Genomic DNA, 24,133 nt, shown 5'->3' with positions numbered 1-24,133 from the left:
GCCTTTCTTGAACCTGCGCGGTTTTGCTTCCATCTTGGCGGTGGATTCAAAACCCGTGCTGGACATGGGAGAGATAAGGGAGGAACCACATGGCCTTTGTGGGTTTGGAAGACAAGGCAAGGATGGAGCAGGAAATGTCGTGGGAGGACCGCGACGTTCCGGTCACTTTCCACCAGTTGCTGTCACGCACGGCAGAGAAGTTTCCCAACAGCAATGCGATCAGCTTTCAGCTGTTGTCCGGCCCGACCGACAAGGCTGAAACGCTGACCTGGTCCCAACTGCTGGGCAAGGTCAACCAGGCCGCCAACCTGTTCCGGTCCTTGGGCATTGGCGAGAAAGACGTAGTGGCCTATGTGCTGCCAAACTGTAACGAGACGCTGGTCACCATGATGGGCGGTGCAGTGGCCGGGATCGTCAACCCGATCAACCCTCTGCTGGAACCCGAACAGATCGCCGCAATCCTTCGGGAAACCGGCGCCAAGGTGGTTGTGACGCTGAAGTCCTTCCCCAAGACCGACGTGGCGCAAAAGGTCGAAGAGGCGGTGCGTCACGCGCCCAAGGTCAACACCATTCTTGAGATTGACCTCAACCGATACCTGACACCGCCGAAATCCTGGCTGGTGCCATTCCTGCGCCCAAAGATGGGCGACAAGGAGCATCTGGCCCACGCGGATTACAAGAATTTCAACCAGGAACTGGCCAAGCAACCCACGACGCTGACCTTCGAGGACAGCAAGGAAGACCGTGTTGCCTGCTATTTCCACACCGGCGGCACCACGGGTATGCCCAAGGTGGCGCAGCACAAATATTCGGGCCTGATCTACAACGGATGGTTGGGCAACACGCTGCTGTTCACGGACGAAGACGTGATCATGTGCCCGCTGCCGATGTTCCACGTCTTTGCCGTGCATGTGATCGTGATGGCGGCGGTGTCGTCGGGTGCGCATGTGGTCTTCCCAACCCCTGCGGGCTATCGCGGCGACGGCGTGTTCGACAATTTCTGGAAATTGATCGAACGTTGGAAAGTGTCCTTCATCATCACCGTACCCACTGCCATTGCCGCCAAGATGCAGCGCCCGGTGGACGCGGATATCTCGACGGTGAAAACGGCGTTTTCGGGCTCGGCCCCGCTGCCCGTCGAACTGTTCCGCCGCTTTGAAGACGCAACCGGCGTGACCATCGTCGAAGGCTATGGTCTGACCGAGGCAACCTGTCTTGTGTCGTGCAACCCGGTGGATGGTGAAAAGAAGATTGGCTCGATCGGGATACCGTTCCCCTATACGGATGTGAAAATCCTGCAGGACGGGCCGGATGGACCCAAGGAATGCGGCGCGGATGAGATCGGCGAGATCTGCATCTCGAACCCTGGTGTCTATGCGGGCAACACCTATACCGAAGTCGACAAGAACGTAGACCTCTACCACTTCGACAAATACCTGCGCACCGGAGATCTGGGGCGGTTTGACGAAGATGGCTATTTGTGGATCACCGGCCGCGCCAAGGATTTGATCATTCGCGGCGGTCACAACATCGACCCGGCCGAGATCGAAGAAGCTCTGCTGGGCCACGATGCCGTTGCCTTTGCAGGTGCCATCGGTCAGCCCGACGCCTATTCGGGCGAGGTGCCCTGTGCCTTTGTCGAACTGGTCGATGGGGCCAGCGTGACCGAGAAAGAGCTGATGGAGTATTGCGGTGTGCATGTCCATGAGCGCGCAGCACAGCCCAAGCACATGACCATTCTGGATGAACTGCCGAAAACCGCGGTGGGCAAGGTGTTCAAGCCTGAGCTTCGCAAACAGGCGATTACCCGCATCTATAACGGCGCGCTGGAAAAGGCCGGGGTGGATGCACGCGTTGTCTCTGTGATCGACGACAAGAAGCGCGGGCTTGTCGCGCAGCTTGACGCGAACGGCTCCTCGGAGGACGATGTCGGTAAGGTGCTGGGATCGTTCACCCGGCCATGGGAATGGGCTGCCTGACCGCGGAGGGACAATGGATTATGAACGTCTGATCGATGAAGAAACCTGGGCGTTCATAAGACGAACGGCTGAAAGCTATCCTGAGGATGCAGTTGATCTTTCAATCGAAGACCAGCGCCGCGTCTATAACGAGATGTGTCAGGACTTTCGCCAGCCCCGGCCTCCGGGTCTGGAGGTACAGGACAGGTCCGCCGATGGCGTGCCTGTCCGCGTTTACACCGCCGGAGATCCGACACGAACCGTCGTCTATTTTCATGGCGGCGGTTTTGTCGTCGGCGGGCTGGACAGCCACGACGACGTCTGCGCCGAGATTTGCGCACAGACCGGGTATCGGGTGGTTGCCGTGGATTACCGCCTGTGCCCTGAGAATGTGCATCCCGCGCAGTTTGAGGACGGCTGGACAGCCACCAACTGGGCAGCAAAAGAATTCAGCGACCCTCTGGTTCTGGCGGGGGACAGCGCGGGGGCGAACCTCGCGGCTGCGGTCGTGCATTATGGCCGCGGGCGCCTTGAGGGCGTGCTGGGGCAGGTCCTGGTCTATCCCGGTCTGGGCGGAGACACATCGACCGGGTCCTACATCGAACACGCACATGCGCCGCTTTTGACACTGGACGAAATCAAGTTCTACGAGAAAGTGCGCTGTGGCGGCACGGTTCCGCAAAGCGACCCGACATTTGCGCCTTTGCATGATACCGATTTCTCGGGCTTGCCGCCGACCGTGGTCGTGACGGCAGATTGCGACCCCTTGCGCGATGACGGGGCGATTTATTGCGAACAGATCGCAGCTGCCGGCGGGCAGGCGCATTGGATCAATGAACCCGGCCTTGTGCATGGCTATCTGCGGGCGCGAACCTCGGTAAAGCGCGCCGCAGACAGTTTTGAGCGGATTTCGATCGCCATTGAAGCGTTGGGCCAACAGGTCTGGCCCTACGACTGATCCCCTATTTCAGGAACGGCGCGGCCTTCATCGTTTCGGCAATCGGTGCGCCCATGCGGTTCAGGATCGTGGGCGCCAGCTGTAGCTGGTCGATCACAGCGTCCGCCTCGGGGCCTTTTGCGTCGCCGAAATAGTACAGCGCGGTTTCCTGCTGTAACGGGCTGCGTCCGCCGTGGTGGCCGCGCTCGTCCTGGCCGTGGTCGGCGGTGACGATGACCTCGTAGCCCAACTGCCGCCAGCGGGGGATGAAGGGGGCCAGCATTTCGTCCGCAACGAAACAGGCGTGGTCCATCTCTTCACAGTCGTGGTAGAAACGGTGCCCCATGCTGTCCAGCGTACAGGTGTGCAGGATGCCGTAATCCAGCCCAAACCGCAGACAAAGATTGGTCAGTGTCCCGTAGAGATCAACGTCCGACGGGGTCATCTGGTTGGCTTTGCCATACCCCGTCATCGTGTGAAAGCGACCATGATTGATGGTCTTGCTGTCCGGTTCGTCATATTCGATGTCACGGACATAGTCGAACGGGTGGCGGTTGAAGAACTGCGACCAATAGCTGTGAGTAACCGCTCCGGTCACGCCACCTGCCTCACGCACCTGGCTGAAGACGTCCTTGTGGCTCAGGCGGAATACATTGCCATTACCGGTGCAGCCATGTTCCTGCGGTGTGACGCCGGTGTGGATCGAGGCATAGCAGCTGGCCGAGGTCGATGGCAGTACTGCGCGCAGCTTCCAGACCTGCGCCTCGCCACTGTCGACCCAGCCTTCGAGGTTGCCGAACAACCGGCGAAAGTTGCGCCACGGAACACCGTCCAGAATGATGAGGAGGAGTTTGCGGTCCATAGTCTGACCCTTTTCTTTAACACTTCAGGCGAGCCTAGGGGATTCGCCAAGCATGGGCTGCCAATTCGCGCCCCGAATAGCAAAATCCCGACACTTGTTTGTGACAAGCGCCGGGATTTCGAAGCTTTTTTGAGAGGGGGGATCAGTTCCCCGCGCTCTCCATCTTGCGGTGGGCGACAACCTCTTCCAGCCAACCCAGATGCATCTCGGGCACCGAGCTGAGCAGCAGGTCAGTATAGTCGTCGAACGGCGGTGTCAGCACCTCGCTCTTCGACCCGTACCGCGCCACGCGGCCCTGGTACATCACCGCGATACTGTCGCTGATCGCGCGGACAGTCGCCAGATCGTGGGTGATGAACAGATAGGCCACATCCTCGATCTGTTGCAGGTCCAACAGCAGTTTGAGGATGCCGTCCGCAACCAGCGGGTCCAGTGCCGAGGTGACCTCATCGCAGATGATCATCTTGGGTTTGGCCGCCAGTGACCGGGCGATACAGACACGCTGTTTCTGACCACCTGACAGCTCTGCCGGATAGCGATCGATGAACTTTTCGCCCAGCTCGATCTCATCCAACAATTCGATGACGCGCTTGCGTTTCTCGGATCCGCGCATGTTGAAGTAGAACTCCAACGGGCGACCGATGATTGTGCCAACGGTCTGACGCGGGTTCATTGCCGTGTCAGCCATCTGATAGATCATCTGCAGCTCACGCAGGTCTTCCAGTGAACGGCCCTTCAGATCGGGGCTCAGCTTGCGCCCGTTAAAGGTGATCTCACCATCACGAGGCGGCAGCAGGCCGGTGATCACCCGTGCCAGTGTCGACTTGCCCGAGCCTGACTCACCCACAACCGCCAGTGTCTGCCCCGGATGAAGCTCGACATTGACATTGTGCAGCACGTCGAAGTTCAGACCCTTGTAGCGCGCGGTGATACCGTCAACGCTCAGCACCGCTTCGGGTGTGGGCTTTTTCTCTTCGTGCTCGATCGACCGCACCGAGACCAGCGCCTTGGTGTAGTCTTCCTGCGGGTTGTTGATGATCTGATCGGTGTTGCCGTATTCGACCGTGTTCCCCATCCGCAGAACCATGATGTCGTCGCTCACCTGCGCCACAACCGCCAGGTCGTGGGTGATGTAGAGCGCGGCAACGCCGGTATCTGCGATGGCTTCCTTGATGGCCATCAGAACGTCGATCTGAGTGGTCACGTCCAAGGCCGTCGTGGGTTCGTCGAATACCACCAGATCAGGTTCGGGACACAGCGCCAGCGCCGTCATGCAACGCTGCAACTGACCGCCCGAAACCTGGTGCGGGTAGCGCTCACCGATATTGTCCGGGTCAGGCAGGCCCAGCTTGGCGAACAGTTCACGCGCGCGGGCCTCGGCCTCTTTGCGGGTGAATTTCTTCTGTTCGACAGCTGCTTCGACCACCTGATCCATGATCCTCTTGGCGGGGTTGAACGACGCGGCAGCGGATTGGGACACATAAGTGACCTCTCCCCCGCGCAGCTTGCGGATATCCCCATGAGACGTCTTGAGGATATCGCGCCCGTTCACCCAGACCTCGCCGCCGGTGATTTTCACACCACCCCGGCCATAGGCCATCGAGGCCAAACCGATGGTGGATTTACCGGCGCCGGATTCACCGATCAGACCCAGCACCTTGCCGCGTTCGAGGTCAAAGCTGACCCCGTGCACGATTTCGATGTCATGGGGCTTTTCGCCCGGCGGATAGACGGTCGCGCCGATTTTGAGGTCGCGGACCTTGAGAAGGATATCACTCATCCCCGGCCTCCTTTCAGCGATGTGGTACGGTTCAGGACCCAGTCAGCCACCAGGTTGACCGAGATGGCCAGCGTCGCGATGGCCACAGCAGGGTAAAGCGCCGCGCCGATGCCATAGACGATGCCGTCCTTGTTTTCCTTCACAATGCCGCCCCAGTCCGCCAGCGGCGGCTGAACGCCCAGACCCAGGAATGACAGAGTCGAGATGAACAGAACCATGAAGATGAACCGAAGCCCAAACTCAGCCACCAGAGGCGACAGAGCATTGGGCAGGATTTCCCGGAAGATGATCCAGCCCCGACCTTCACCGCGCAGCTTTGCGGCCTCGACATAGTCCATCACGTTGATGTCAACGGCGACGGATCGCGACAGGCGATAGGGCCGCGTGGCGTCCAGCAGGCCCATAACAAGGATCAGGATCGGAACGGTCACCGGAACGATTGCCAGAATAACCAGCGCCAGGATCAGTGTCGGGATCGACATGACCAGATCAACTGCCCGGCTGAGCACCTGATCGGCCCATCCGCCCAGCACGGCCGCCAGCAGACCCAGAGAGGTGCCGGTGACAAAGCTGAGGATCGTGGCTGCCGCGGCGATAAAGATGGTCGTACGGCCACCGTAGATCATGCGGGTCAACAGGTCGCGCCCGATGTTGTCAGTGCCCAGCAGGTGCTCGGCGCTTGACGGTTCCCACACATCGCCGACAACTTCGGCCATGCCGTAGGGGGCGATCAGCGGAGCTGCAAAGGCTATGAAAAAGTACAGCCCTGTGAAAAACAGACCGATCATAGCCGAAATAGGAACATTCTTCATCATTTCGGATGCCTCAGTCTTGGGTTGGCGAGGATCGACACAATATCGGCCACCATGTTCAGTCCGATATAAACGGCGGCAAAGACGACACCGCAGGCCAGAACGACCGGCACGTCACGTTTGGTCACCGAATCCACCAGGTATTGCCCCATGCCGGGATAGACGAACACCACCTCTACAACGACGACGCCCACGACCAGATAGGCCAGGTTCAGCATCACGACGTTGACGATGGGGGAGATTGCGTTGGGGAAGGCATGGCGTGCAATGACCTGAAAGTTCGACAGGCCTTTCAGTTCAGCTGTTTCAATATAGGCCGATTGCATCAGGTTCAGGATCGCCGCGCGGGTCATCCGCATCATCTGCGCCAGAACCACCAGCGTCAGCACGAAGGCAGGCAAGGCGATCGCATTGAGTTTTTCCCCGAAAGACATCGATTCATTGATCATTGCGAGAGAGGAAAACCAGCCCAGTTTCACTGAGATGAAGTAGATCACCACGTAACCGATCAGGAATTCCGGGATGGAAACTGTTGTAAGCGTGATCGCCGAGATCAGTTTATCCGGCCAGCGGTTGCGGAACCGGACGGCCAGCAGGCCCAGAAAGATGGCCAACGGAACGGACACGATCGCTGCTACACAGGCCAGAAACAGGGTGTTCCCCAATCGCTTGCCGATGCTCTCAGCGATGTCGAGCTTGTTAGTCAGAGACTGACCCAGATCACCTTGTAGGATGCCGCCCAGCCATTCGAAATAGCGGGTCAGAGCGGGACGGTTGAGGCCCATTTCCTCGCGCAGGTTTGCCAGCGCCTCGGGGGTTGCGGATTGGCCAAGGACCGCTTGCGCCGCGTCCCCGGGAAGGGCTTCAGTGAGGCCGAAAATCAGAGCCGATGCACCGAAGAGAAGCAGGATTCCCAGCGCAAGGCGCTGGGAAACCAGTTTGATGATAGGATGCATGATCCGTGGTTCCTATTAGGCGAACCACATCTTGCGGGACATGTTGCCGTTCATCATCTCTTGGGTCGGGTCGCTTTCCCAACCTTCCAGCTGATTGCTGACGCCCTCGACAAAGTCGTTGAACATCGGGCAGATCAGGCCGCCTTCGTCGCGGACCATCATGCCCATCTGGCTGTAGATGTCCTTGCGCTTGTCGTTGTCCAACTCGGCGCGCGCCGCAAACAGCATCTCGTCGAATGCCGGTACCTTGAAGCGGGTGTCGTTCCAGTCTGCGGTCGACAGGTAAGCGGTCGAGTACATCTGATCCTGTACAGGACGGCCGCCCCAGTAGGATGCGCAGAAGGGCTGAACGTTCCAGACTTCGGACCAGTAGCCATCGTTGGGCTCGCGCTTGATTTCCAGCGGGATACCGGCCTGCGCGGCGGTCTGCTGGAACAGGGCTGCGGCATCCACGGCACCCGGGAAGGCACCATCAGCAACGCGCAGAATGATCGGCGAACCATCGTGGCCCGAGTTCTTGTAGTGCTCGGCCGCTTTTTCAATGCTGAATTCGCGCTGCGGGATCGAGCCGTCAAACAGCGGGTAGGCTGCGTTGACCGGCATGTCGTTGCCCACGGTGCCATAGCCGCGCAGAACCTTGTCGACCAGTTCCTGACGGTTGATCGCATATTTCAGCGCCAGACGCAGTTCGTTCTGGTCGAACGGCGCGGTGTCGCAATGCATGATGAACACATAGTGACCACGACCAGCGGTCGAATGCACTGTCAGGTTAGGTGCGCGACCCAGCAGGTCAGCCACTTTCGGTTCAACCCGGTTGATCGCTTGGACCTGACCGGATTGCAGCGCAGCGGTACGGGCGGTTGCATCGTTGATGACAACCACTTCGACGCTGTCAAAGTGACCGAAGTCCGGGTTCCAGTGGTTTGCGAACTTCTTGTACACGTGGCGGACGCCGGGTTCGTTGACTTCCACCTGATAAGGACCGGTGCCGATACCCGCGCCGGGGTCTTCCATGCCGCCGTCCGGCTGAATGATCAGGTGGTAGTCCGCCATCAGATAGGGCAGGTCGGCGTTCGGCTCGGACAGGGTGACCTGGAAGTTGTCGCCATCGGCCTTCATCGATTCGATGCCCTTCATGATGCCCAGGGCACCGGACTTCGAATCTTCGTTCGAGTGACGCTGCATGGTCTTCAGCACGTCTTCGCTGGTCATGGTTTTGCCGTTATGGAATTCCACGCCCTGACGCAGCTTGAAGGTCCAGACCTTGGCATCGGCACTGCCTTCGACGCTTTCGGCCAGACGAGGTTCGATTGTACCGTCGGGCGCAACCTCGACCAGTTGGTCGCCGAACTGCTTGCCGTTTTGGAACGGAACCGAGCTTGCATAGGTTGCCGGGTCCAGTGAGTTGGTGGATTCACCGCCCTGCAGGCCGAACTTCAGTGTGCCACCCTTTTTCGGGCCAGCCGCGCGTGCGGCGTCTGCAAACATGGTGCTGGCCATGGCCGCGGACACACCCAAGGCCGCTGCTTTCCCCATGAATTCACGACGGGTGAGCTTGCCGGCTGTGACCTGCTTGGTCATGTGAGTGATTTGTTCGTTCATTATGGTCTCCCAGTTGATTGGATTGTTGCCCTTTTGGGCTTTTTATTGACGCATGAGTCAAAGTAGGCGGAATTCGGTCGGGCGGGCAAGAACAAATGTCTGACACTTGAGTGACCCGCATCACATTTGATCCCGAGGTACGGCATCCTCCAGTTGCTTGGTTGATACCAGTGTGTCGCCCTCATAGGCATCTAGGCGGGCCTTGAGGAAAAAGGTGTTCTTATCCGCCCACATTTCGCAAGAGGTTTCGGTGCGCAGGGCGATATCGTTCCGCCTGATTTCCTGTGTCCATCGACACACTCCATGCGCAGAAAGTGGATCGTCCGGATGGATTGTCCAGCGTTCATACGCCGTTCCGCCGTGAGTCAGGCCGTGGTCGTTGTTGGTGACCAGGCCAAAGTCATCCTCGATGATCAGGTGGGTTTCGCCCGAGTTCATGTCCGTTTCAACCCGCCGCGAATTATTCGGCGCACGTAGTGATGCCTGACCCAGGTCCGGGGCCGACTCGGGCGGGGGAAACGCGTACTCGTCATCACCGGACGGGCGTTGCGGTATGGTGATGTCGCCTTGCGTCAGGTGCAGTTCGGTACGTTCGGGCGAGGGCCAGATCAGCGGCCAATAGGCGCTGGAGATTGCGACCCGCAGCCTGTGCCCCTTGGGCACACGATAGGCGATGTGGTCCAGATCCAGCGAAACGTCATATTCGGTGCCCGGTGTCAGCGGTGTTGGCTCTGCGTGGCTGTCGCGATGCGACAGGTTCAGCACGCCATAGGTAATGCGCGTAGAGGCCCCGTCCGGGTGCACATGGTTCAGCCGAACGGCGATCTGAGCCTGCGGTCGGTCGGCGCTCAGACGAAGGCGGACGCGCGGGGCGCCCACGATATCCATGTCCTCAGCCAGTGGTGCACCATCGAAACAGGCCGAAAGCGCATCGTCGGCGCGCTGATCTCCGGGCATGTCGGGGCCCAGCCAGATAGCGCAGTACTCGCCGCCCTCAAGGCCGCAGGTCTGCGGTGATCGCACACTAACGTCCAGCGGGCCGTCCTGCCCAAGACCCTCATCCGACAGGCCCAGCGTCAGGCCGGGCAGGTGGGATGTGACCCCGTCAGCCTCAGCGATCCAGCGCCCGGGTCGTTCGCTGTACCAGCGCTGCGGCCGCACGCCATCCATCAGATAGGCGCGATAGGCGGGGTCGGTTTCGACGCCAGTATCGATGCCTTTCAGCCAGTGATCCCACCAGCGCAGGGCCTCTTGCAGGAACCCGATTCGCGGTTCGGGCACCGCGAAATGAGGATATTTGTGCACCCAAGGCCCAACGATCCCTTTGACCGGGGCCTTAAGTTGCTCAACCAGCAAAGGTACCGTGTTCTTATAGGCATCTCCCCAGCCGCCAATCGCCAGAGTCGCCGCCTGAATGGCGCCGAAATCCTCGCAAACCGAACCGTGCTGCCAATAAGCGTCCCGCCGTTGGTGACGCAGCCAGACCGAGGGTAGAAACGGTTCGTGCTTTAACCTTTCCAACCAAAGTTCACGCCAGTTCGCACGCAGGTCGGGATCGGGCGGACGGGACGAGTAAGACCACATCGTCGCGCCCCAACCCAGATTCTCGTTCAGCAGGCAGCCACCTTTATAATGGATGTCGTCCGCATAGCGGTCGGCGGTCGAACACAGGGTGATGATCGCCTTCAGCGGTTCGGGTTGCAGCGCAGCAACTTGAAGCGCGTTGAACCCACCCCAGCTGATCCCCATCATCCCAACCGAACCCGTGCACCAGGGTTGCTGCGCCAGCCAATGGATCGTTGCGACGGCATCATCCAGTTCTTGCTGGGTGTACTCGTCCTCCATCAGCCCTTCGCTGTCACCATTGCCGCGCATGTCGACGCGGATGCAGGCATAGCCGCGTTCGGCAATCCACGGGTGCGTCAGCGCATCACGCACCGTGGTGCCGTCGCGTTTTCGATAAGGCAGAAACTCCAGAATGGCGGGGACGGGGTTGTCCGTCGCATCCGTCGGACGCCAGACGCGCGCAGACAAGCGACAGCCATCGGGCATTTCAATGCCTACGTCAGGAAGGTCTTCGATGGTGCGTAGCGCATTGGCAGGCGGCGTCATTTCCACACTGTCCGTGGGAAATTCAAATCAGGTTGGCTCAAAATCGTCAGATCAGTTGCGGATTGCGACAAGTAGATCCATTACGTTTGTTCCCGTGGGGCCTGTCACCAGCAACGCACCCGTGCGATCCAGATAGCTGCCGCTATCCGCCTGCTGCAGGGACTGTTCCGCGCCTTCGCCCCAGGTGGTTCCATCAATGACCGCCCCGGCGGCATCTGTCGGGCCGTCCGTTCCATCTGTACCGCCTACGACCACGGTAAGCCCTTCTGTTCCTGCAATCTCGCGTGCCAATGCCAGCGCCAACCCCTGATTGCGCCCGCCACGCCCCGGGTTTTCGGGCAGGACGACCGTCGGCTCTCCGCCAAAGATCATGACGCCGCTGGGCATGGAGCGGATACGCTCACCCAGCGCTTTGGCGACTTTCAGAAAGTCATCATGCAGGCATTCCTCGTCAGCGAGCACCTTCAGCCCCTCATCCTGCGCCAAACCCGCAGCAGCCGCGCGGGCATGAGCATTCGATGCCACGATCTGCGTGCTTGCCTCGAAATCATAGCTCTCCGGCAGTGCCCCGATCCCCGAGCCGACAACATTCAGGTCATCTCCGGGTACATCAGAAATCGCCAGTACGGTCGCCTTTTTCCCTTGGAAATGAGACAGAAGCCCGCCGCCTTTAATCCGGGACAGTTTGCGGCGTTCGGCGTTCATGGCCGTGATGTCCAGCCCCTCGGCCAGCAGCTTCTTGTTCAACTGCTCCAGATCAGACAGCGTTTTGCCCGGCAGCAAATCCTCGGCCAGCGAGGACGCCCCGCCGGACACCAGCAACAGCAGGTGCGAGCCGGGCTGCATCGCTTCGATCGCTTCGCGCAGGGCCTGACCACCCTGAAGGCTGCGATTGTCGGGAACGGGATGGGACGCCTCGATCACTGTCACATGATCCGGCAGATCGCGCCCATGGTCGTCCTTGGTGACCACCAGCGTCGGGCGCGGGCCGAAGTGTTCCAGCGCGGCACGGGCCATAGCAGCCGCGGGTTTGCCCACGGCCAGGATCTGATCTGGGGCGGGGATATCGTTTAGCACCTTGCTGGTCGCCGCATGACCGCCCACGGCATCGACACCGGCCTGCCAGATGCGAATTGCCTGTTCTTTTCTGTCCATCAGCTTTCCACCCAAATCGTGACTGGCCCGTCATTGACCAGCTCTACTGCCATATCCGCCCCGAACTCACCGGTTTCCACAGGCACGCCATGCGCCGCAAGTCGCTGGGCGAACACCTCATACAGATGCTTGCCAAGGTCCGGCGTCGCGGCTTCGGAAAAGCCGGGCCTGTTGCCGCGGGACGTATCGGCGGCCAGTGTGAACTGGCTGATCACCAGCGCCGAGCCTTCGATATCTTTCACCGAGCGGTTCATTTTTCCGGCGTCATCTTTGAAGATGCGCTGTTTCGAGACCTTGGCGGCCAGTTGATCCGCCTTCGTTTCATCATCGTCCTGCATCGCGCAAACCAGAATCATCAATCCCGGTCCGGTCTGGCCGATGACCTGACCCTCCACTGATACGCTGGCGCGTGAAACTCGTTGTAGGACTGCGCGCAAATTTACTCTCCGCTTGATGCGTTTGTTATCCGACCCATTCGACAATCTCGCTCAGATCGGCGCGGTCGGTGCGAAACTTGTTGGCTGGGTGGTCCGTATCCGCATAGCCAAAAGAAATCGCGCATAAAATCATCCGGGCGTCTGGGATGTTGAAATAGCTGCGCAGGAATGGGCCGTAGGTGGCGATCGCTGCCTGTGGGATCGTGGCCACACCAAGCGCCTGTGCGGCCAGTGAAAAGGCTGTGACGAACCCGCCGCAATCCAGCGCGCCATAGGCCCCAAGTTCTTTCGGGCTGGTGATGATCGCGCAATGCGGTGCGCCGAACAACGAGAAATTCTCCATCATCTGCCGGGCCGAGGCCGCGCGGTCGCCACGTTCCACGCCCACCGCCTCATACAAGGCCCAGCCGCAGGCCCGGCGGCGGTTCTGATAAACACCGGAATAGGAGGTCGGAAACGGTAGGTCCGGGGCAGGGGCGCCGGTCATGGCCTCGTTCTGCATCGCCTCTCGAAAGTGGTCGGTTTCTTCACCGCTGGTGAGAACCACGTGCCAAGGTTGGGCATTGCACCAACTGGGCACACGTGCGGCGCTGGTCAGGATTTGTTCGATCTGCTCTTTTGGCACCGGGTCGGGACGGAACGCGCGACAGGAATACCGTGCGGTCAGCAACTGGTTCAGATCGGATAGTGTCACACAGGCCTCCCCGCTCGGCGTTGACGCGGCGCAGAATGGCGTCTGATTGCGCGAAGTTCAAGCGCTAACAATTGCAGTTATCGAAGCAGTGTTAGCCTTGCTGGCCGGTCGCCATAAGATATCCGACACCAGCGGCCACAAGCAGACCCACAATAACGGCGATAGTGATCTTGATAGCGGACCAGGGGCGCTCACCCTGAACGCGACCGGTGCGGCCGTTCACCACGAAGCGATATGTCTGGCCGCGATACTTGTAGGCCGCCATCCAGACCGGTAGCAGGATATGCTTGAAGGTCACGTTGCGTAAATCGGTATCGATCGTGTGTATCCGCTGGCGGTCGCCACCAATGTCAAAGCGCACATCCCGCTCGATCACCCGCGCCATATACCCGCGCGCCTCGGTGTAGCCTTCCTGCAATTCGACTGTGTAGGCTTCGGCCCGGAAGCCTGCCAGATATTCCGGCTGATAAGGCTCCAGCGCCGGAAGGTCCCAGGGTTCCAGCGCGTCGGTATAGCTTTTGGGCAAGGACCGCGAGGCCAGCACAAGCACGTCGTCAAAGAACCGCTTTACCCGCCCGGATTTCGGAGACCATCGCACCTTGGGCACCTGTTGCTGCACCCGCTTTCCGTCCCGCATAACGGTTCGGGTCTCATAATAGACGGTGCCGCGCTCGCCGCGGTAGTTGGACTGTGTGTCCGCATCAAACGTCCAATAAGGCACATAGATACCCTGCATCTTGCGTCCCTTTCGGGCGTAATCCTTCAGCCCGTTCGGCGCGAACCACAACCGGCCCAGCCAATCCCCCATCGCCTTATGCGCCGCGCGTTCGTCCAGCGCAAAGGGCAGAACGCCCCGGGGCTTGATGTGTCGATTGACCCCAGTATCGGTCACAACCGGCGTCGCGCAAAACGGGCATTCAGCGGCGTGGGTCGCCGGGTCGAATTCGACCTGAGCTGCGCAGTTGGGGCAGGACAGAACACGAGTTTCCTCAATCTCGCTGTCGGGCAGGCGGTCCGCAATGGCCGCATCGAAATCCAGTTCTTTCAGGCTGGCACCGCCCCAGGGGCCAGCGCCGATTGCTTCGGAATGCCCACAATGATCGCAGGTCAGGCTGCCGTCACCGGGATTGAACCGGTAATCCGCGCCGCATTGCTCGCAGGGAAATCTGTGTTCTTCGGTCATCGTGCAACCCTGTTCCTACGCCGACGTCTGAAAGGTCAGGCTCCGGGCGGAGGCGGTGGCAGGATCGTAAACAGCTGCGCCAGTTCTTGCACGTCTCCGGCCTTTTTCCAGCCGTCCTGACCAGCGGTCCAGACATAGGTGTCGCGGGTGATCTCTCCGTCCGTCGCCATGCGCCCCATCTTGGCCTTCGAGAATGGCCCGCTGGACTGCCCATCGACAGCGATATGCCACACATGCTCCACCGGCGGAGGGGGCGGCGGCGCCGAGTGCGTTGCCGGTTGCGGGGCAGCGGGGGCGGAACTGCCCCACGGACCGCTCGGTTGACCCGCTGCCATGTTCGACATCTGCTGTGCCATCGCCATTCCCATGCCCATGCCAAGACCTGCGCCCATGCCGCCGCCCTGTCCGGGGTTGTTGGCGGCGGCGGTCATTGCCTCGGCTGCAGAATACTGGGTGAATTTGCCCAGATCACCCGCCAGCCCCATTGAGGTGCGTTTGTCCAGCGCGGCCTCAACCGCAGGCGGAAGCGAGATGTTTTCGATGTAGAACTCGGGCATCTCCAACCCATAGCTGTCCAATACGGGCGATACCTCTGCCGCAATCAATTTGCCCAGATCGGCAGTATTGGCGGCCATGTCCAGAACCGGGATACCCGACCCGGCGATCACGCGGCTGAATTCCTGCACGATGATGTTGCGGATCTGAAAGCTGATCTCGTCCATCGTGAACTCACCATCGGTGCCCACGATCTCAACCAGGAATTTCGCCGCGTCCTTCACACGCACGGTATATGTTCCGAAAGCCCGGATACGGGTTGGGCCGAACTCGGGATCGCGCAGCATGATCGGGTTCTTGGTGCCCCATTTCAGGTCGTTGAACCGCGTCGTGTTGACGAAATAGATTTCGGACTTGAACGGAGACTGAAAGCCGTGATCCCAGTGCTGCAGGGTCGTCATGATCGGCATGTTATTGGTCTCAAGCATATAGAGACCGGGCGTGAACACATCCGCCAGCTGCCCCTCATGCACGAACACGGCCGCCTGGCCTTCGCGCACGGTCAGCTTGGCGCCGTATTTGATCTCGTGCCCCTCACGTTCGAACCGCCAGACCATGGTGTCGCGGGTGTCATCGACCCAGTGAATGACGTCGATAAACTCTCCGGTCAGAAAATCGAAAATACCCATCGGGGTCTCCTTTCCTTGGGCTCAGAGCTTCTGGCCCATCAATTCACGCGCAATGATCCGCACCACCGGGCGGGCGTCTTCGGCCGTCACACCGGGGGTCAGACGCGGATCATAAAGCATCGTTAGTAATTTCTCGTCATGGCTGGTCAGCAGCGCAAACTCGTCGTCGTCGTTGAAAATCGAGGGCCGCGCAGCCGGGCTGTCATTGGACAGTCCAAGGCCCTGTGCAATCTCTTCGTGAATACAACTGCGGCGCAGCAGATCGGGCAGTTCGGTCCGGATCAGCGTCACCGCCCGCACATATCGGTTCGGTGCGTTGCTTGTGGCCGAGGCAAACACGAAACAGTCGATATTGGCGCGCGGATTTGCGACCAGATCCAGCGAGGCCTGACTGATGTTCGGGATCAACTGCTTGAGGCGCATGACCACATAGCTGCTGTCATCCTTGCCCGCAAAGAACACGTGAAAATTCGCCTTGCGATTGACGACCGAGATCGGGTGGTCGGTCAGTTTGGCCAGCCGCGCCGTGAAGGCTTCGACCTGCGCGGAATCTTGTTCCCGCGACTCGGGGGCAACTGACGGGGCGAATTCGGTCTGCACACGTACCGGGCCCGTCCACCGGCTAAGCTGCCCGTCCGTTTTGCGCGAAGACGCGGTCACCGCGTGGTCGGGATATTCGCTGTAGAACGCAATGGCCTCGAAATTGCGCGCCAGATCGTCGGCGTCATAAGGCGTGTCTGGGCCGCCACCGTCTATGCGCAACAAACCACGGGTCAGCAGGTCTCGTTCAACCCGCTGATAGAATCGGGCCAGATCCTGACTGGCCGCGGACGGAGGGACATAGGCATTGGGTGCAGGCGTGGGCGCCGCGGGGCGCGGTTGCGGGACAACAGAAGACGTCAGAGTTTCATCGCAATTGGCCAAAACCAACAGCGCGACAAAACCCAAAAGGGGCTTCAGATATCCCGAAAACCGCACGCGCAGCCCGCCGTCAGCCCGGAACCGCCGTTCCGGCATTGTCACCGATGCCGTCCTGCCGCGCTTTGGCCGAAGCCAGCGTGTCACGCAGTTCGGCTTCCATCTTCTCCAGTTCCTGCTCGGCGGCGGCGCGTTTGGCTTTGCCCTCATCCGCGATGGCAAGGCTTTCGTTGATGGTGCCGATCAGGTCAGCATTGGCCTGCTTGACGGCTTCGATATCAAACACGCCGCGCTCCATTTCCTCGCGGATCATCTTGTTGGACTCGCGCAAGTTGGCCGCGTTCGAGGTCAGCAGCTCGTTGGTCAGGTCATTGGCATCACGCACGGCGGCTGCGGCTTCAGCGCTGCGCTGGATGGTGACGGCCTGCGCCAGCTGGGTTTCCCACAACGGCACGGTGTTCACCAGCGTCGAGTTGATCTTGGTCACCAGCGACTTGTCGTTTTCCTGCACCAGACGGATCGACGGCAGCGATTGCATCGTCACCTGACGGGTCAGCTTCAGGTCATGGACCCGACGTTCCAGATCGTCGCGTGCGGCGCGCATGTCGCGCAGTTCCTGCGCTTTCATCACCTGCTGATCTTCGGGCGCGGCCTGAACTTCGGCCTCTTTTTCCGGGATATCGTGGCTGTCCAGCTCGGTCAGCTTTTCCTCGCCCGCCGCGATGTAAAGCGCTAGTTCGTCGTAGAAACCCAGCGTTTTTTCATAGAGCAGGTCCAGCGACTTGATGTCCTTGAGCAGCGTGTGTTCGTGGCCCAGCAGATCGTCGGTGATGCGGTCGATCTGGCCCTGAACCTCTTCGTACTGAGCTGTGAACTTGGCGAAAGGCGCTGCGCGGCCCAGCAGTTTTTCCCACCAGCTCCGCTCGCGGCGCACGTCCAATTCACTGACCGAAAAACCACGGATCGTGGTTACAATGTTGCGCAGGCTGTCCCCGGCGGGACCGACATCCTTATTTCGCACATCGGCAAGCATCGCCTGGCTGATTTCCTGCAGTTCGGCCTGAGCGGACGAGCCAAAGGACACGATCGAGTTGGTGTTCTCCATGTCGATCTCGTCCATCCGCTTGCGGATCTCGGCGCTGACGGGTTCGTCGGCCTCTTCCAGCGAAACAACTTCGGCCGTAGGTTCGGGCAGGGCCACGGCGGTTACTTCCTGCACCAGCGTTTCGGCCTCGACCGCCTTGTTCTTGATCGCATCGGACATGGGGTAATCCTTTCTCAAATAACTGTCCGGTCAGTCCAACCGGACGCCTTCGCGTTGCAGACGTTCGCGCAACACGTCAATTTCAACCGTCAGATCACTGCGGTCATCCAAAAGCATCTTGCGGGTGCGGGCCGCGAAATTCTGTTCCAGATCGTCCAGCAAGGCCGTGTAATCGGCCAGCGCCTGCGCATCACGGGTGCGGGCATAGACATCGGCGAACTTAACCGTCGCATCGCGCGCGCCCTGCAGATAGACGGTCAGGTACTTGCGGGCACCGGCCAGATCGCGCGGGTCTTCCTCGACCGTGCGGAAGAGATCGCGGGCGGTGTCCTGGAAGCGTTCGACGCGTGCCTCGACCCGGCGATCACCGGCGCGTTTAATGGCGTCGGTCATTTCGGACAGATGGGTTTCGGCGTCCTCGACCACCCGGGCCACGCGGTCCTGCTGAAAGGTGTCGACCCCTTCCATGCCCTTGTCTTTCATCGGGTCCAGCCCGAAGGACACGGAATGCAGCACCGAGGCCACGGCCCCAAACAGGATCGGAGCCAACAGGCTGGCCTGCGCGGCAGTCTCGGCGTCCAGATATTCGGATCGATACGCGGCCAGCGCGGTTCCCAACCCGGTCAGAACGCCTGCGAAAATCTTTCGGGGAAAGGCCGGTCGGCGAGCGGTACGGCGCTCATTATAGGCGGCTTCGGCGCGCAGACCCTCGCGCAGCAAAAAGGCCGCGCCGGTCAGCAGGCCGGCTGCGATCAGCCCGATCGTCATCCCGATCGCACCGTCGTTCAGGGATAGAAACACCAAAGGAATAGCTGGCAGAAACAGGATATTCACCCGCGCGCCCGCCGGTTCGACCCGTGCGCCGTGGAATTGACCACGAGGGGGTTTGTCGTCGTCAGACCCGCCACCTTGAGGGCTGAATTTTCCGCCATACCGCTGTGACATGCGCTACAGCCCTCCCAGCACGCCGGTGCAGACGCCGAACAACAGTACCAGCAGGGCCGCGTAGGCCAGTTTTTGCACTCCGGTCCCTGACATGACGCCCCCCAAAAGCAACGCTCTGGGAAAATTTAGGCGATACGAGGGCTTGGCGCTAGGGGGAAGGTTGCCAAACCCGCGTCACTTGCGAGTTTTCTTGCCGATGGGGGGCCGTTTTCGTTGCGGTCGCGCGGGGCGTTTCGGCTTGGCTTCAGGTTCGCCGTCCAAACCCAATTGGTCCCGCATCACACGGCGGCGGATTTCCTCGACCTCTCCGGGCTTCAGGCTGCCCAGTTGGAACGGGCCGTAAGACACGCGCAGCAGGCGGTTCACGGCATAGCCGATATCCTCCATCGCGCGGCGAATTTCGCGGTTCTTGCCTTCGCGCAGACCGATGGTCAGCCAGGCGTTTGCGCCCTGTTGGCGGTCCAGTGAAACATCCATGGGCAGAAACCGCTCGCCATCGATCACCAGCCCCTTGCGCAGGGGGGCAAAGTCTTCGTCCTTGGGGCGTCCATTCACCCGCACGCGGTATTTGCGCAGCCATCCTGTCGAGGGTAGCTCCAGCTTGCGCTTGATGCCGCCGTCATTGGTCAGCAGCAGCAACCCTTCCGAGTTCAGGTCCAACCGTCCAACGCTCATGACGCGGGGCATGTCCTCGGGCAGGTTGTCGAAAATGGTCGCACGGCCTTTTTCGTCGCGTGTCGTGGTCACCAACCCCGGCGGCTTGTGATAAAGCCACAGGCGCGAGGGTTCGGGCTCGGACACCGGTTTGCCATCAACGGTGATCTTGTCTTTGCCAGTGACGTTCAGGGCAGGGCTGTCGATGGCCTTGCCATTCACGGTCACACGACCGGCTTCGATCATGCGTTCGGCTTCACGGCGCGAGGCCACGCCCGCGCGGGCAAGCACTTTGGCGATCCGGTCGCCGGGAGGAGTGGTTTTGGTCATCCGCAGCCCATAGCGCATCCCGCCCGCTTGCGAAAGACAGGTTTCTGATGCAGTCAGGGGCATGGAGTTCAGATCGCATATGGACAAAGCGCTGGTTGAGGCGCGCGCAGCCGCACATCGCGGAGAGGTACCGGTGGGCGCCGTTATCGTACTGGGCGACCGTGTGGTGGCCGCAGCGGGCAACCGGACGCGTGAGCTGAACGATCCCACTGCCCATGCCGAGATTTTGGCCCTGCGTGCCGCCTGCGCCGAGGCCGGGTCCGAGCGGTTGCCGGACCATGATCTTTACGTCACGCTGGAACCCTGCGCGATGTGCGCGGCGGCGCTGGCCGCGGCACGTATCCGGCGCATCTACTACGGCGCTGCCGATCCAAAGTCCGGAGGTGTGGCGCACGGCGCGCGCGTTTTTTCGCATCCGCAAACCCACCATGTGCCCGAGGTCTACGACGGCATCTCGGCCACGGAATCCGAAAATCTGCTGAGATCCTTTTTTGCAGAGCGGCGCGCGCCCTGAGATTGGGGCCGCAAATAGCCGTTATTTCTGCCAATCAAGCTTGTAGATCTTGTGAGCGCCCTTCAGCCCTTTCAGAGGCACGGTTGCGGCATCGGAAAACGAGAACTGAGCCCCACTTCCGACCATAATCCTGGTCGCGTCGGATACCCGAATCTCGTCCGGCGCACACATTGAGGCGATCCGCGCGGCTTTGTTGACCACAGTTCCGAAAAAGTCCCCGTCGTTTTCCAGAACATCACCTGTATGAATGCCAATTCTGGCCCGAAGGCGTGGTTCGATTTTTTCCGAGTGCAATTTTCGTTGGATGGACTGGGCGGCCTCAAGGGCGCTACGGGCCGTTGGGAACGCGGACATTGTTCCGTCCCCCAAAGACTTTATCATTCTGCCGCCTGTCCGATCGATCTCTACTTCGACGTTTTCCAAGTGGTACCTGACGGCCCGATTCCAGAGATGATCGCCGATCGTCTGGGCAATGGACGAACTATCTGCGATATCGGTAAACATGATCGACGCGATACCCGAAGGGGTTTGCTGCAATTCTTCCTGATCTACGGCCAGCAACAGATCGTCGAAACTTTGGGTTTCAAACCCCATTGCCTCGATATTCGAAACGGGGTTGGAGTTGTGAATCTGAACAATGCGCCACACCGCGTCCTCAAGGAGGAAAACAAAGGAAATTCTAAAATCCACGGCTTTTTCGGTTTCCGGCGCGTAGACTTTGGCCCGCCATATCGCCCACCCGACCGAGCCAACTTCGTGCGCGACGATGTTGGACTCGTTGATAATGAACTTCGGGACGTCCTCAATATATGCCCTATACCCGGTCCGCAGCGTTTCTCCGGTCCAGAACTCGTCATCCGCTGATCCCAGATATGTCAGAGCTTTGGACCTTGAAAACAGGTTGATCACGACATCTGTATCACGCGCGCCGAATGCCGAGACCCACCTTTGAACTATGGCCTCCAATTCAGGAGATGTGGCGATACGGTCTTTCATTCCATGAGGATTTTGGCTCGAAATACGTCTCGGACTATATCTTATAGCCTCAGCGGCGTCATCACTTCTGGTTCAATAACGTCCACGCCTGGCAACCCGTCGATCAGCGCCTTCGCCGATTGTTCCAGAATCGGGAAGGTCTTGTAGTGGCAGGGAATCACGGTCTTGAAGTTGAAGTACCGCTTGGCCGCGTAAGCCGTCGCTTTCATGTCCATGGTGAAATGGCCGCCCGCCGACAGGATTCCGATATCGGGTTTGTAGTAGTCCCCCATCCACTCCATATCCGCCATGATATCTGTGTCGCCGGAGACGTAGAGCATGTGCCCTTCCGAGGCGATCATGAAACCGACCTCGCTGCCACCGGTGCGAAGACCGTCGGGCGTCGAGAAGGTCGAACTATGAGACGCGGGCACCATCGACACCATGACCCCGTTCAGGTTCACCGTGCCGCCCTTGTTGAAACCGATGGTCTCCAGCTCTTCGGCCTCGCTCCAATATCCCATCAGGTCGTACTGGCCCACCACTGGCACCTTCAGGTGCTTGGCCAGTGACACAACGTCGGCCACATGATCGAAATGCGTGTGCGTCAAAAGAATATGCGTCGCACCGTCCACAGCAGCATCGTGTTGTTCCTCGGACAGAGCCGGATTACCGGTCAGCCAGGGGTCGATCAGCAGAACCTGTCCTTCGGTTTCAATACGGAAACTGCCGTGCCCCAGCCAAATGATGTTCATGAAAACGTCCTCCCAAAACAAACTCTTGGCATCAACCTAGCATCGGATATGTAAAAGTTCATGGACTGGTTTCAGGAAATTGACGGATATTGCGAGCGCCTGTCGCCCGCCTATTGGGCCGAGCCGATCAACGCGGTGACAAACGCAGCTTTTCTGATCGCGGCGTTCATCATGTGGCGGCGCGTGCGCGGGCAGGGGATACCTCTGGCGATGGGGCTGGTGGTCATCCTCGCGGTGATCGGGGTGGGTAGCTATCTGTTCCACACCCACGCGCAGGTCTGGGCCGCAATGGCCGATGTCGCACCGATCCTGCTGTACATTCTGGTCTATATCTTCGCGATCAATCGGGATGTCTGGCACATGCGGCCAGTCTATGCCCTGATCGTCACCGTCCTGTTCGTGCCTTATGCCGCAGCCACGGTCCCTCTGTTCCAGTTCATTCCGGGTCTGGGTGGATCGTCGGCATATGCTCCGGTACCGCTGCTGATTCTGATCTACGCATTTTTGCTGCGCAATCGCGTCCCCGAAACAGCGCGTGGCCTTGCGATCGGGGCGGGCATCCTGATCGCCTCGATCACCTTCCGGGCACTGGACGAACCCCTTTGCGCCCAGCTTCCACTGGGCACACATTTCATGTGGCACATCCTGAACGCCACCATGCTTGGCTGGATGATCGAGGTCTATCGCAGGCACATGGCCCGCGCGTCTCAGTCCTGAAACTCAGACTTGAAATGCGGCGGCCAGATGTTCTGGCAGATCGAATTCGGACAGAACCCGCGCGCGGCCCTCGGTCGACATTTTGCGGGCGGTCTTTTCGACGATGCTCTGGATTTTCTCAGCTGAGTGTTTCTCGGCGAAGGGCGCGAAGTACCATTTCAGGAACACGAAGCAGATCACATCTTCCAATGCCTGAACGTCGTCATCCCGCTTGATACCCTGTTTGCGCAGCATCCGTCCGGCGGCTTCGATCTCATCCGCGCCGTAACCGGCCTGTTCCATCATCGCCATGACAACGTCGGCGTGATGGACACCTTGTGCCTTACGCCAGGCCAAGTATCCGGCGCGGCCTTCGGGGTATTCGCTGCGCGCCAGTTTCCAACGTTCAACATGCTGACCCCGAGCCGCAATCTGCAGCACATCCGAAGCGTTCGGGAAAAGCCTGTCCAGCTCGGCGCTCATACGCTGGCCGTATAGAAGCTCGACCGGCTGGCCGTCATCAAGGTTGGGGTCTTGGGTGTTGGCCGCATCAATTGCGTCCAGAACTGCTTGTTTGCGCGCGCTCATCTACTGCTCCGTTGGCTTGCCGAACCTGATTTTGGTTCGACGGATCACTTTGATCACCCTAGCGGTTGGACGCAATATGCGCAGCAGTCAATTGCAGTTTTTCCGGGCCGGACGTCGAATACCCGACCCGGACAGGGGGTCATATCAATTACCCAATTTGGCCTGATCCTGCGTGACAGGTTGAGAGGCAGTTTCGGGGAATGTCAGGTCGCGCGTCAGGGTGTTCATGGTGGGGCCAAAAGCCTGCGCCTGGGCGGCAAGAACCGTGGTGGCCAATACAAAAGCAGTCATGAACGTTTTCATTGTCTTTCTCCGGTTTAAGGCTGTGCCGTAACATTTGAAATGAACAGTTCGGTTCACTTTTTCAATGTGCAAAATGAACTAATCGGTTTACTTTTGCGTATAGGGGATATGCAAATTTGAATGGCAGTTACCATGCGCAGGTCGAAACGGGACCGATCGATCCCTAGCCGGTCTTGCGACCCGGACCCCAGACAGGTAAATGCCCCCTAACGCATATGAGGTTTTCCGATGTCGATTGACCAAAGCACCGCCGCCAAGGTGGCCAAACTGGCCCGGATCAAGGTCGAGGATGACGCGCTGCCCGCGCTGGCGTCCGAGTTCAACACCATCCTTGGGTTCATCGAACAACTGAACGAAGTGGATGTCGAAGGCGTCGAGCCGATGGTCTCGGTCGAGCCGATGCGCCTGAAGCGTCGTGAGGATGTGGTCACCGACGGAAACCAGCAGGACAAGGTTCTGGCCAATGCCCCCGACGCGCGCGAAGGCTTTTTCGCAGTCCCCAAAGTGGTGGAGTAAGAC

Annotated in this window: 24 protein-coding genes; 5 read left to right on the top strand and 19 right to left on the bottom strand. The window is 59.7% G+C overall.

Annotated elements, in window-relative coordinates; translation table 11 throughout:
* Positions 1–89 precede the first annotated feature (89 nt).
* Both GOX63_RS10205 and GOX63_RS10200 read left to right on the top strand, forming a co-directional pair.
* Positions 90–1,979 (top strand): acyl-CoA synthetase, encoded by a 1,890-nt coding sequence (locus GOX63_RS10205; protein WP_170325859.1) that lies wholly within the window; start codon positions 90–92, stop codon positions 1,977–1,979.
* A gap of 13 nt (positions 1,980–1,992) precedes the next feature.
* Complete coding sequence (locus GOX63_RS10200; RefSeq protein ID WP_170325858.1) at positions 1,993–2,916, top strand: alpha/beta hydrolase; 924 nt, start codon at positions 1,993–1,995, stop codon at positions 2,914–2,916.
* A gap of 4 nt (positions 2,917–2,920) precedes the next feature.
* Here GOX63_RS10200 and GOX63_RS10195 read toward each other — a convergent pair whose 3' ends face one another.
* From GOX63_RS10195 to GOX63_RS10125, 15 genes are all read right to left on the bottom strand, one after another.
* On the bottom strand, positions 2,921–3,757 hold the full coding sequence (locus tag GOX63_RS10195; protein WP_170325857.1) for an alkaline phosphatase family protein: 837 nt from the start codon (positions 3,755–3,757) through the stop codon (positions 2,921–2,923).
* A gap of 142 nt (positions 3,758–3,899) precedes the next feature.
* A complete protein-coding gene (locus GOX63_RS10190; RefSeq protein WP_170325856.1) occupies positions 3,900–5,537 on the bottom strand; it encodes an ABC transporter ATP-binding protein in 1,638 nt (545 codons plus the stop codon).
* The gene (locus tag GOX63_RS10185; protein WP_170326022.1) at positions 5,534–6,349 is read right to left on the bottom strand and encodes an ABC transporter permease; all 816 of its coding nucleotides are present in this window, start codon (positions 6,347–6,349) and stop codon (positions 5,534–5,536) included. The genes GOX63_RS10190 and GOX63_RS10185 overlap by 4 nt, the downstream gene beginning before the upstream one ends.
* A complete protein-coding gene (locus GOX63_RS10180; RefSeq protein WP_170325855.1) occupies positions 6,349–7,305 on the bottom strand; it encodes an ABC transporter permease in 957 nt (318 codons plus the stop codon). The genes GOX63_RS10185 and GOX63_RS10180 overlap by 1 nt, the downstream gene beginning before the upstream one ends.
* 15 nt (positions 7,306–7,320) lie before the next feature.
* On the bottom strand, positions 7,321–8,907 hold the full coding sequence (locus tag GOX63_RS10175) for an ABC transporter substrate-binding protein (protein ID WP_170325854.1): 1,587 nt from the start codon (positions 8,905–8,907) through the stop codon (positions 7,321–7,323).
* A 120-nt stretch (positions 8,908–9,027) separates the two neighbouring features.
* The gene (locus GOX63_RS10170) at positions 9,028–11,019 is read right to left on the bottom strand and encodes a CocE/NonD family hydrolase (RefSeq protein WP_170325853.1); all 1,992 of its coding nucleotides are present in this window, start codon (positions 11,017–11,019) and stop codon (positions 9,028–9,030) included.
* Between the two features lie 51 nt (positions 11,020–11,070).
* On the bottom strand, positions 11,071–12,174 hold the full coding sequence (locus GOX63_RS10165; protein WP_170325852.1) for a glycerate kinase type-2 family protein: 1,104 nt from the start codon (positions 12,172–12,174) through the stop codon (positions 11,071–11,073).
* Positions 12,174–12,611, bottom strand: a complete 438-nt coding sequence (dtd, locus tag GOX63_RS10160) for a D-aminoacyl-tRNA deacylase (RefSeq protein WP_170325851.1) — start codon at positions 12,609–12,611, stop codon at positions 12,174–12,176. Before dtd ends, GOX63_RS10165 begins: the two co-directional genes overlap by 1 nt.
* 25 nt (positions 12,612–12,636) lie before the next feature.
* Entirely contained in the window at positions 12,637–13,305 is a 669-nt protein-coding gene (locus tag GOX63_RS10155) for a nitroreductase (RefSeq protein WP_170325850.1), read from the bottom strand.
* A gap of 91 nt (positions 13,306–13,396) precedes the next feature.
* Entirely contained in the window at positions 13,397–14,488 is a 1,092-nt protein-coding gene (locus GOX63_RS10150; RefSeq protein WP_170325849.1) for a TFIIB-type zinc finger domain-containing protein, read from the bottom strand.
* 35 nt (positions 14,489–14,523) lie between these two features.
* Complete coding sequence (locus tag GOX63_RS10145) at positions 14,524–15,672, bottom strand: SPFH domain-containing protein (RefSeq protein WP_170325848.1); 1,149 nt, start codon at positions 15,670–15,672, stop codon at positions 14,524–14,526.
* Positions 15,673–15,693: 21 nt separating this feature from the next.
* A complete protein-coding gene (locus GOX63_RS10140) occupies positions 15,694–16,689 on the bottom strand; it encodes a DUF2927 domain-containing protein (protein ID WP_170326021.1) in 996 nt (331 codons plus the stop codon).
* Positions 16,664–17,854 (bottom strand): toxic anion resistance protein, encoded by a 1,191-nt coding sequence (locus tag GOX63_RS10135; protein ID WP_170325847.1) that lies wholly within the window; start codon positions 17,852–17,854, stop codon positions 16,664–16,666. The genes GOX63_RS10140 and GOX63_RS10135 overlap by 26 nt, the downstream gene beginning before the upstream one ends.
* A 30-nt stretch (positions 17,855–17,884) precedes the next feature.
* The gene (locus GOX63_RS10130; protein ID WP_170325846.1) at positions 17,885–18,799 is read right to left on the bottom strand and encodes a 5-bromo-4-chloroindolyl phosphate hydrolysis family protein; all 915 of its coding nucleotides are present in this window, start codon (positions 18,797–18,799) and stop codon (positions 17,885–17,887) included.
* Between the two features lie 174 nt (positions 18,800–18,973).
* Positions 18,974–19,846, bottom strand: coding sequence for a pseudouridine synthase (locus GOX63_RS10125; protein ID WP_170325845.1), 873 nt, complete (start codon positions 19,844–19,846; stop codon positions 18,974–18,976).
* Between GOX63_RS10125 and GOX63_RS10120 the strand changes: the two genes are divergently transcribed.
* Positions 19,845–20,297 (top strand): nucleoside deaminase, encoded by a 453-nt coding sequence (locus tag GOX63_RS10120; protein ID WP_170325844.1) that lies wholly within the window; start codon positions 19,845–19,847, stop codon positions 20,295–20,297. The genes GOX63_RS10125 and GOX63_RS10120 overlap by 2 nt on opposite strands.
* Positions 20,298–20,318: 21 nt before the next feature.
* Here GOX63_RS10120 and GOX63_RS10115 read toward each other — a convergent pair whose 3' ends face one another.
* Positions 20,319–21,293 (bottom strand): nuclear transport factor 2 family protein, encoded by a 975-nt coding sequence (locus GOX63_RS10115; protein ID WP_170325843.1) that lies wholly within the window; start codon positions 21,291–21,293, stop codon positions 20,319–20,321.
* A gap of 41 nt (positions 21,294–21,334) precedes the next feature.
* On the bottom strand, positions 21,335–22,027 hold the full coding sequence (locus GOX63_RS10110) for a metal-dependent hydrolase (protein ID WP_170325842.1): 693 nt from the start codon (positions 22,025–22,027) through the stop codon (positions 21,335–21,337).
* Positions 22,028–22,087: 60 nt separating this feature from the next.
* Here GOX63_RS10110 and GOX63_RS10105 point away from each other — a divergent pair, with 60 nt between their 5' ends.
* Positions 22,088–22,744: a ceramidase domain-containing protein gene (locus tag GOX63_RS10105; RefSeq protein ID WP_170545655.1), complete on the top strand. Its 657-nt coding sequence runs from the start codon at positions 22,088–22,090 to the stop codon at positions 22,742–22,744.
* 3 nt (positions 22,745–22,747) lie between these two features.
* On the opposite strand, the gene GOX63_RS10100 is transcribed toward GOX63_RS10105, so the two are convergent.
* Together GOX63_RS10100 and GOX63_RS10095 are read right to left on the bottom strand one after the other, a co-directional pair.
* Positions 22,748–23,311 carry a DUF4202 domain-containing protein gene (locus GOX63_RS10100; RefSeq protein WP_170325840.1) on the bottom strand — a complete coding sequence of 188 codons (564 nt, stop codon included), beginning with the start codon at positions 23,309–23,311 and terminating at the stop codon, positions 22,748–22,750.
* Between the two features lie 144 nt (positions 23,312–23,455).
* Complete coding sequence (locus GOX63_RS10095) at positions 23,456–23,614, bottom strand: hypothetical protein (protein WP_170325839.1); 159 nt, start codon at positions 23,612–23,614, stop codon at positions 23,456–23,458.
* A gap of 228 nt (positions 23,615–23,842) precedes the next feature.
* On the opposite strand from GOX63_RS10095, the gene gatC reads away from it, so the two are divergent.
* On the top strand, positions 23,843–24,130 hold the full coding sequence (gatC, locus tag GOX63_RS10090) for an Asp-tRNA(Asn)/Glu-tRNA(Gln) amidotransferase subunit GatC (protein WP_170325838.1): 288 nt from the start codon (positions 23,843–23,845) through the stop codon (positions 24,128–24,130).
* The last annotated feature ends 3 nt before the right edge of the window (positions 24,131–24,133 follow it).

The sequence above is a fragment of the Ruegeria arenilitoris genome (genome assembly GCF_013031355.1).
Taxonomy (GTDB): Bacteria; Pseudomonadota; Alphaproteobacteria; order Rhodobacterales; family Rhodobacteraceae; genus Ruegeria; species Ruegeria arenilitoris_C.
This window is presented reverse-complemented; position numbering and strand designations above follow the sequence as displayed.

Coding starts and splice junctions, on each gene's coding strand:
- GOX63_RS10195 (WP_170325857.1), bottom strand. CDS start 3,757: ATGGACCGCAAACTCCTCCTCATCATTCTGGACGGTGTTCCGTGGCGC.
- GOX63_RS10105 (WP_170545655.1), top strand. CDS start 22,088: ATGGACTGGTTTCAGGAAATTGACGGATATTGCGAGCGCCTGTCGCCC.
- GOX63_RS10115 (WP_170325843.1), bottom strand. CDS start 21,293: ATGAAAGACCGTATCGCCACATCTCCTGAATTGGAGGCCATAGTTCAA.
- GOX63_RS10140 (WP_170326021.1), bottom strand. CDS start 16,689: ATGCCGGAACGGCGGTTCCGGGCTGACGGCGGGCTGCGCGTGCGGTTT.
- GOX63_RS10130 (WP_170325846.1), bottom strand. CDS start 18,799: ATGTCACAGCGGTATGGCGGAAAATTCAGCCCTCAAGGTGGCGGGTCT.
- GOX63_RS10190 (WP_170325856.1), bottom strand. CDS start 5,537: ATGAGTGATATCCTTCTCAAGGTCCGCGACCTCAAAATCGGCGCGACC.
- GOX63_RS10185 (WP_170326022.1), bottom strand. CDS start 6,349: ATGAAGAATGTTCCTATTTCGGCTATGATCGGTCTGTTTTTCACAGGG.
- GOX63_RS10150 (WP_170325849.1), bottom strand. CDS start 14,488: ATGACCGAAGAACACAGATTTCCCTGCGAGCAATGCGGCGCGGATTAC.
- GOX63_RS10200 (WP_170325858.1), top strand. CDS start 1,993: ATGGATTATGAACGTCTGATCGATGAAGAAACCTGGGCGTTCATAAGA.
- GOX63_RS10095 (WP_170325839.1), bottom strand. CDS start 23,614: ATGAAAACGTTCATGACTGCTTTTGTATTGGCCACCACGGTTCTTGCC.
- GOX63_RS10170 (WP_170325853.1), bottom strand. CDS start 11,019: ATGACGCCGCCTGCCAATGCGCTACGCACCATCGAAGACCTTCCTGAC.
- GOX63_RS10120 (WP_170325844.1), top strand. CDS start 19,845: ATGGAGTTCAGATCGCATATGGACAAAGCGCTGGTTGAGGCGCGCGCA.
- GOX63_RS10110 (WP_170325842.1), bottom strand. CDS start 22,027: ATGAACATCATTTGGCTGGGGCACGGCAGTTTCCGTATTGAAACCGAA.
- GOX63_RS10165 (WP_170325852.1), bottom strand. CDS start 12,174: ATGGACAGAAAAGAACAGGCAATTCGCATCTGGCAGGCCGGTGTCGAT.
- GOX63_RS10205 (WP_170325859.1), top strand. CDS start 90: ATGGCCTTTGTGGGTTTGGAAGACAAGGCAAGGATGGAGCAGGAAATG.
- GOX63_RS10180 (WP_170325855.1), bottom strand. CDS start 7,305: ATGCATCCTATCATCAAACTGGTTTCCCAGCGCCTTGCGCTGGGAATC.
- GOX63_RS10175 (WP_170325854.1), bottom strand. CDS start 8,907: ATGAACGAACAAATCACTCACATGACCAAGCAGGTCACAGCCGGCAAG.
- GOX63_RS10125 (WP_170325845.1), bottom strand. CDS start 19,846: ATGCCCCTGACTGCATCAGAAACCTGTCTTTCGCAAGCGGGCGGGATG.
- GOX63_RS10145 (WP_170325848.1), bottom strand. CDS start 15,672: ATGGGTATTTTCGATTTTCTGACCGGAGAGTTTATCGACGTCATTCAC.
- GOX63_RS10135 (WP_170325847.1), bottom strand. CDS start 17,854: ATGTCCGATGCGATCAAGAACAAGGCGGTCGAGGCCGAAACGCTGGTG.
- GOX63_RS10100 (WP_170325840.1), bottom strand. CDS start 23,311: ATGAGCGCGCGCAAACAAGCAGTTCTGGACGCAATTGATGCGGCCAAC.
- gatC (WP_170325838.1), top strand. CDS start 23,843: ATGTCGATTGACCAAAGCACCGCCGCCAAGGTGGCCAAACTGGCCCGG.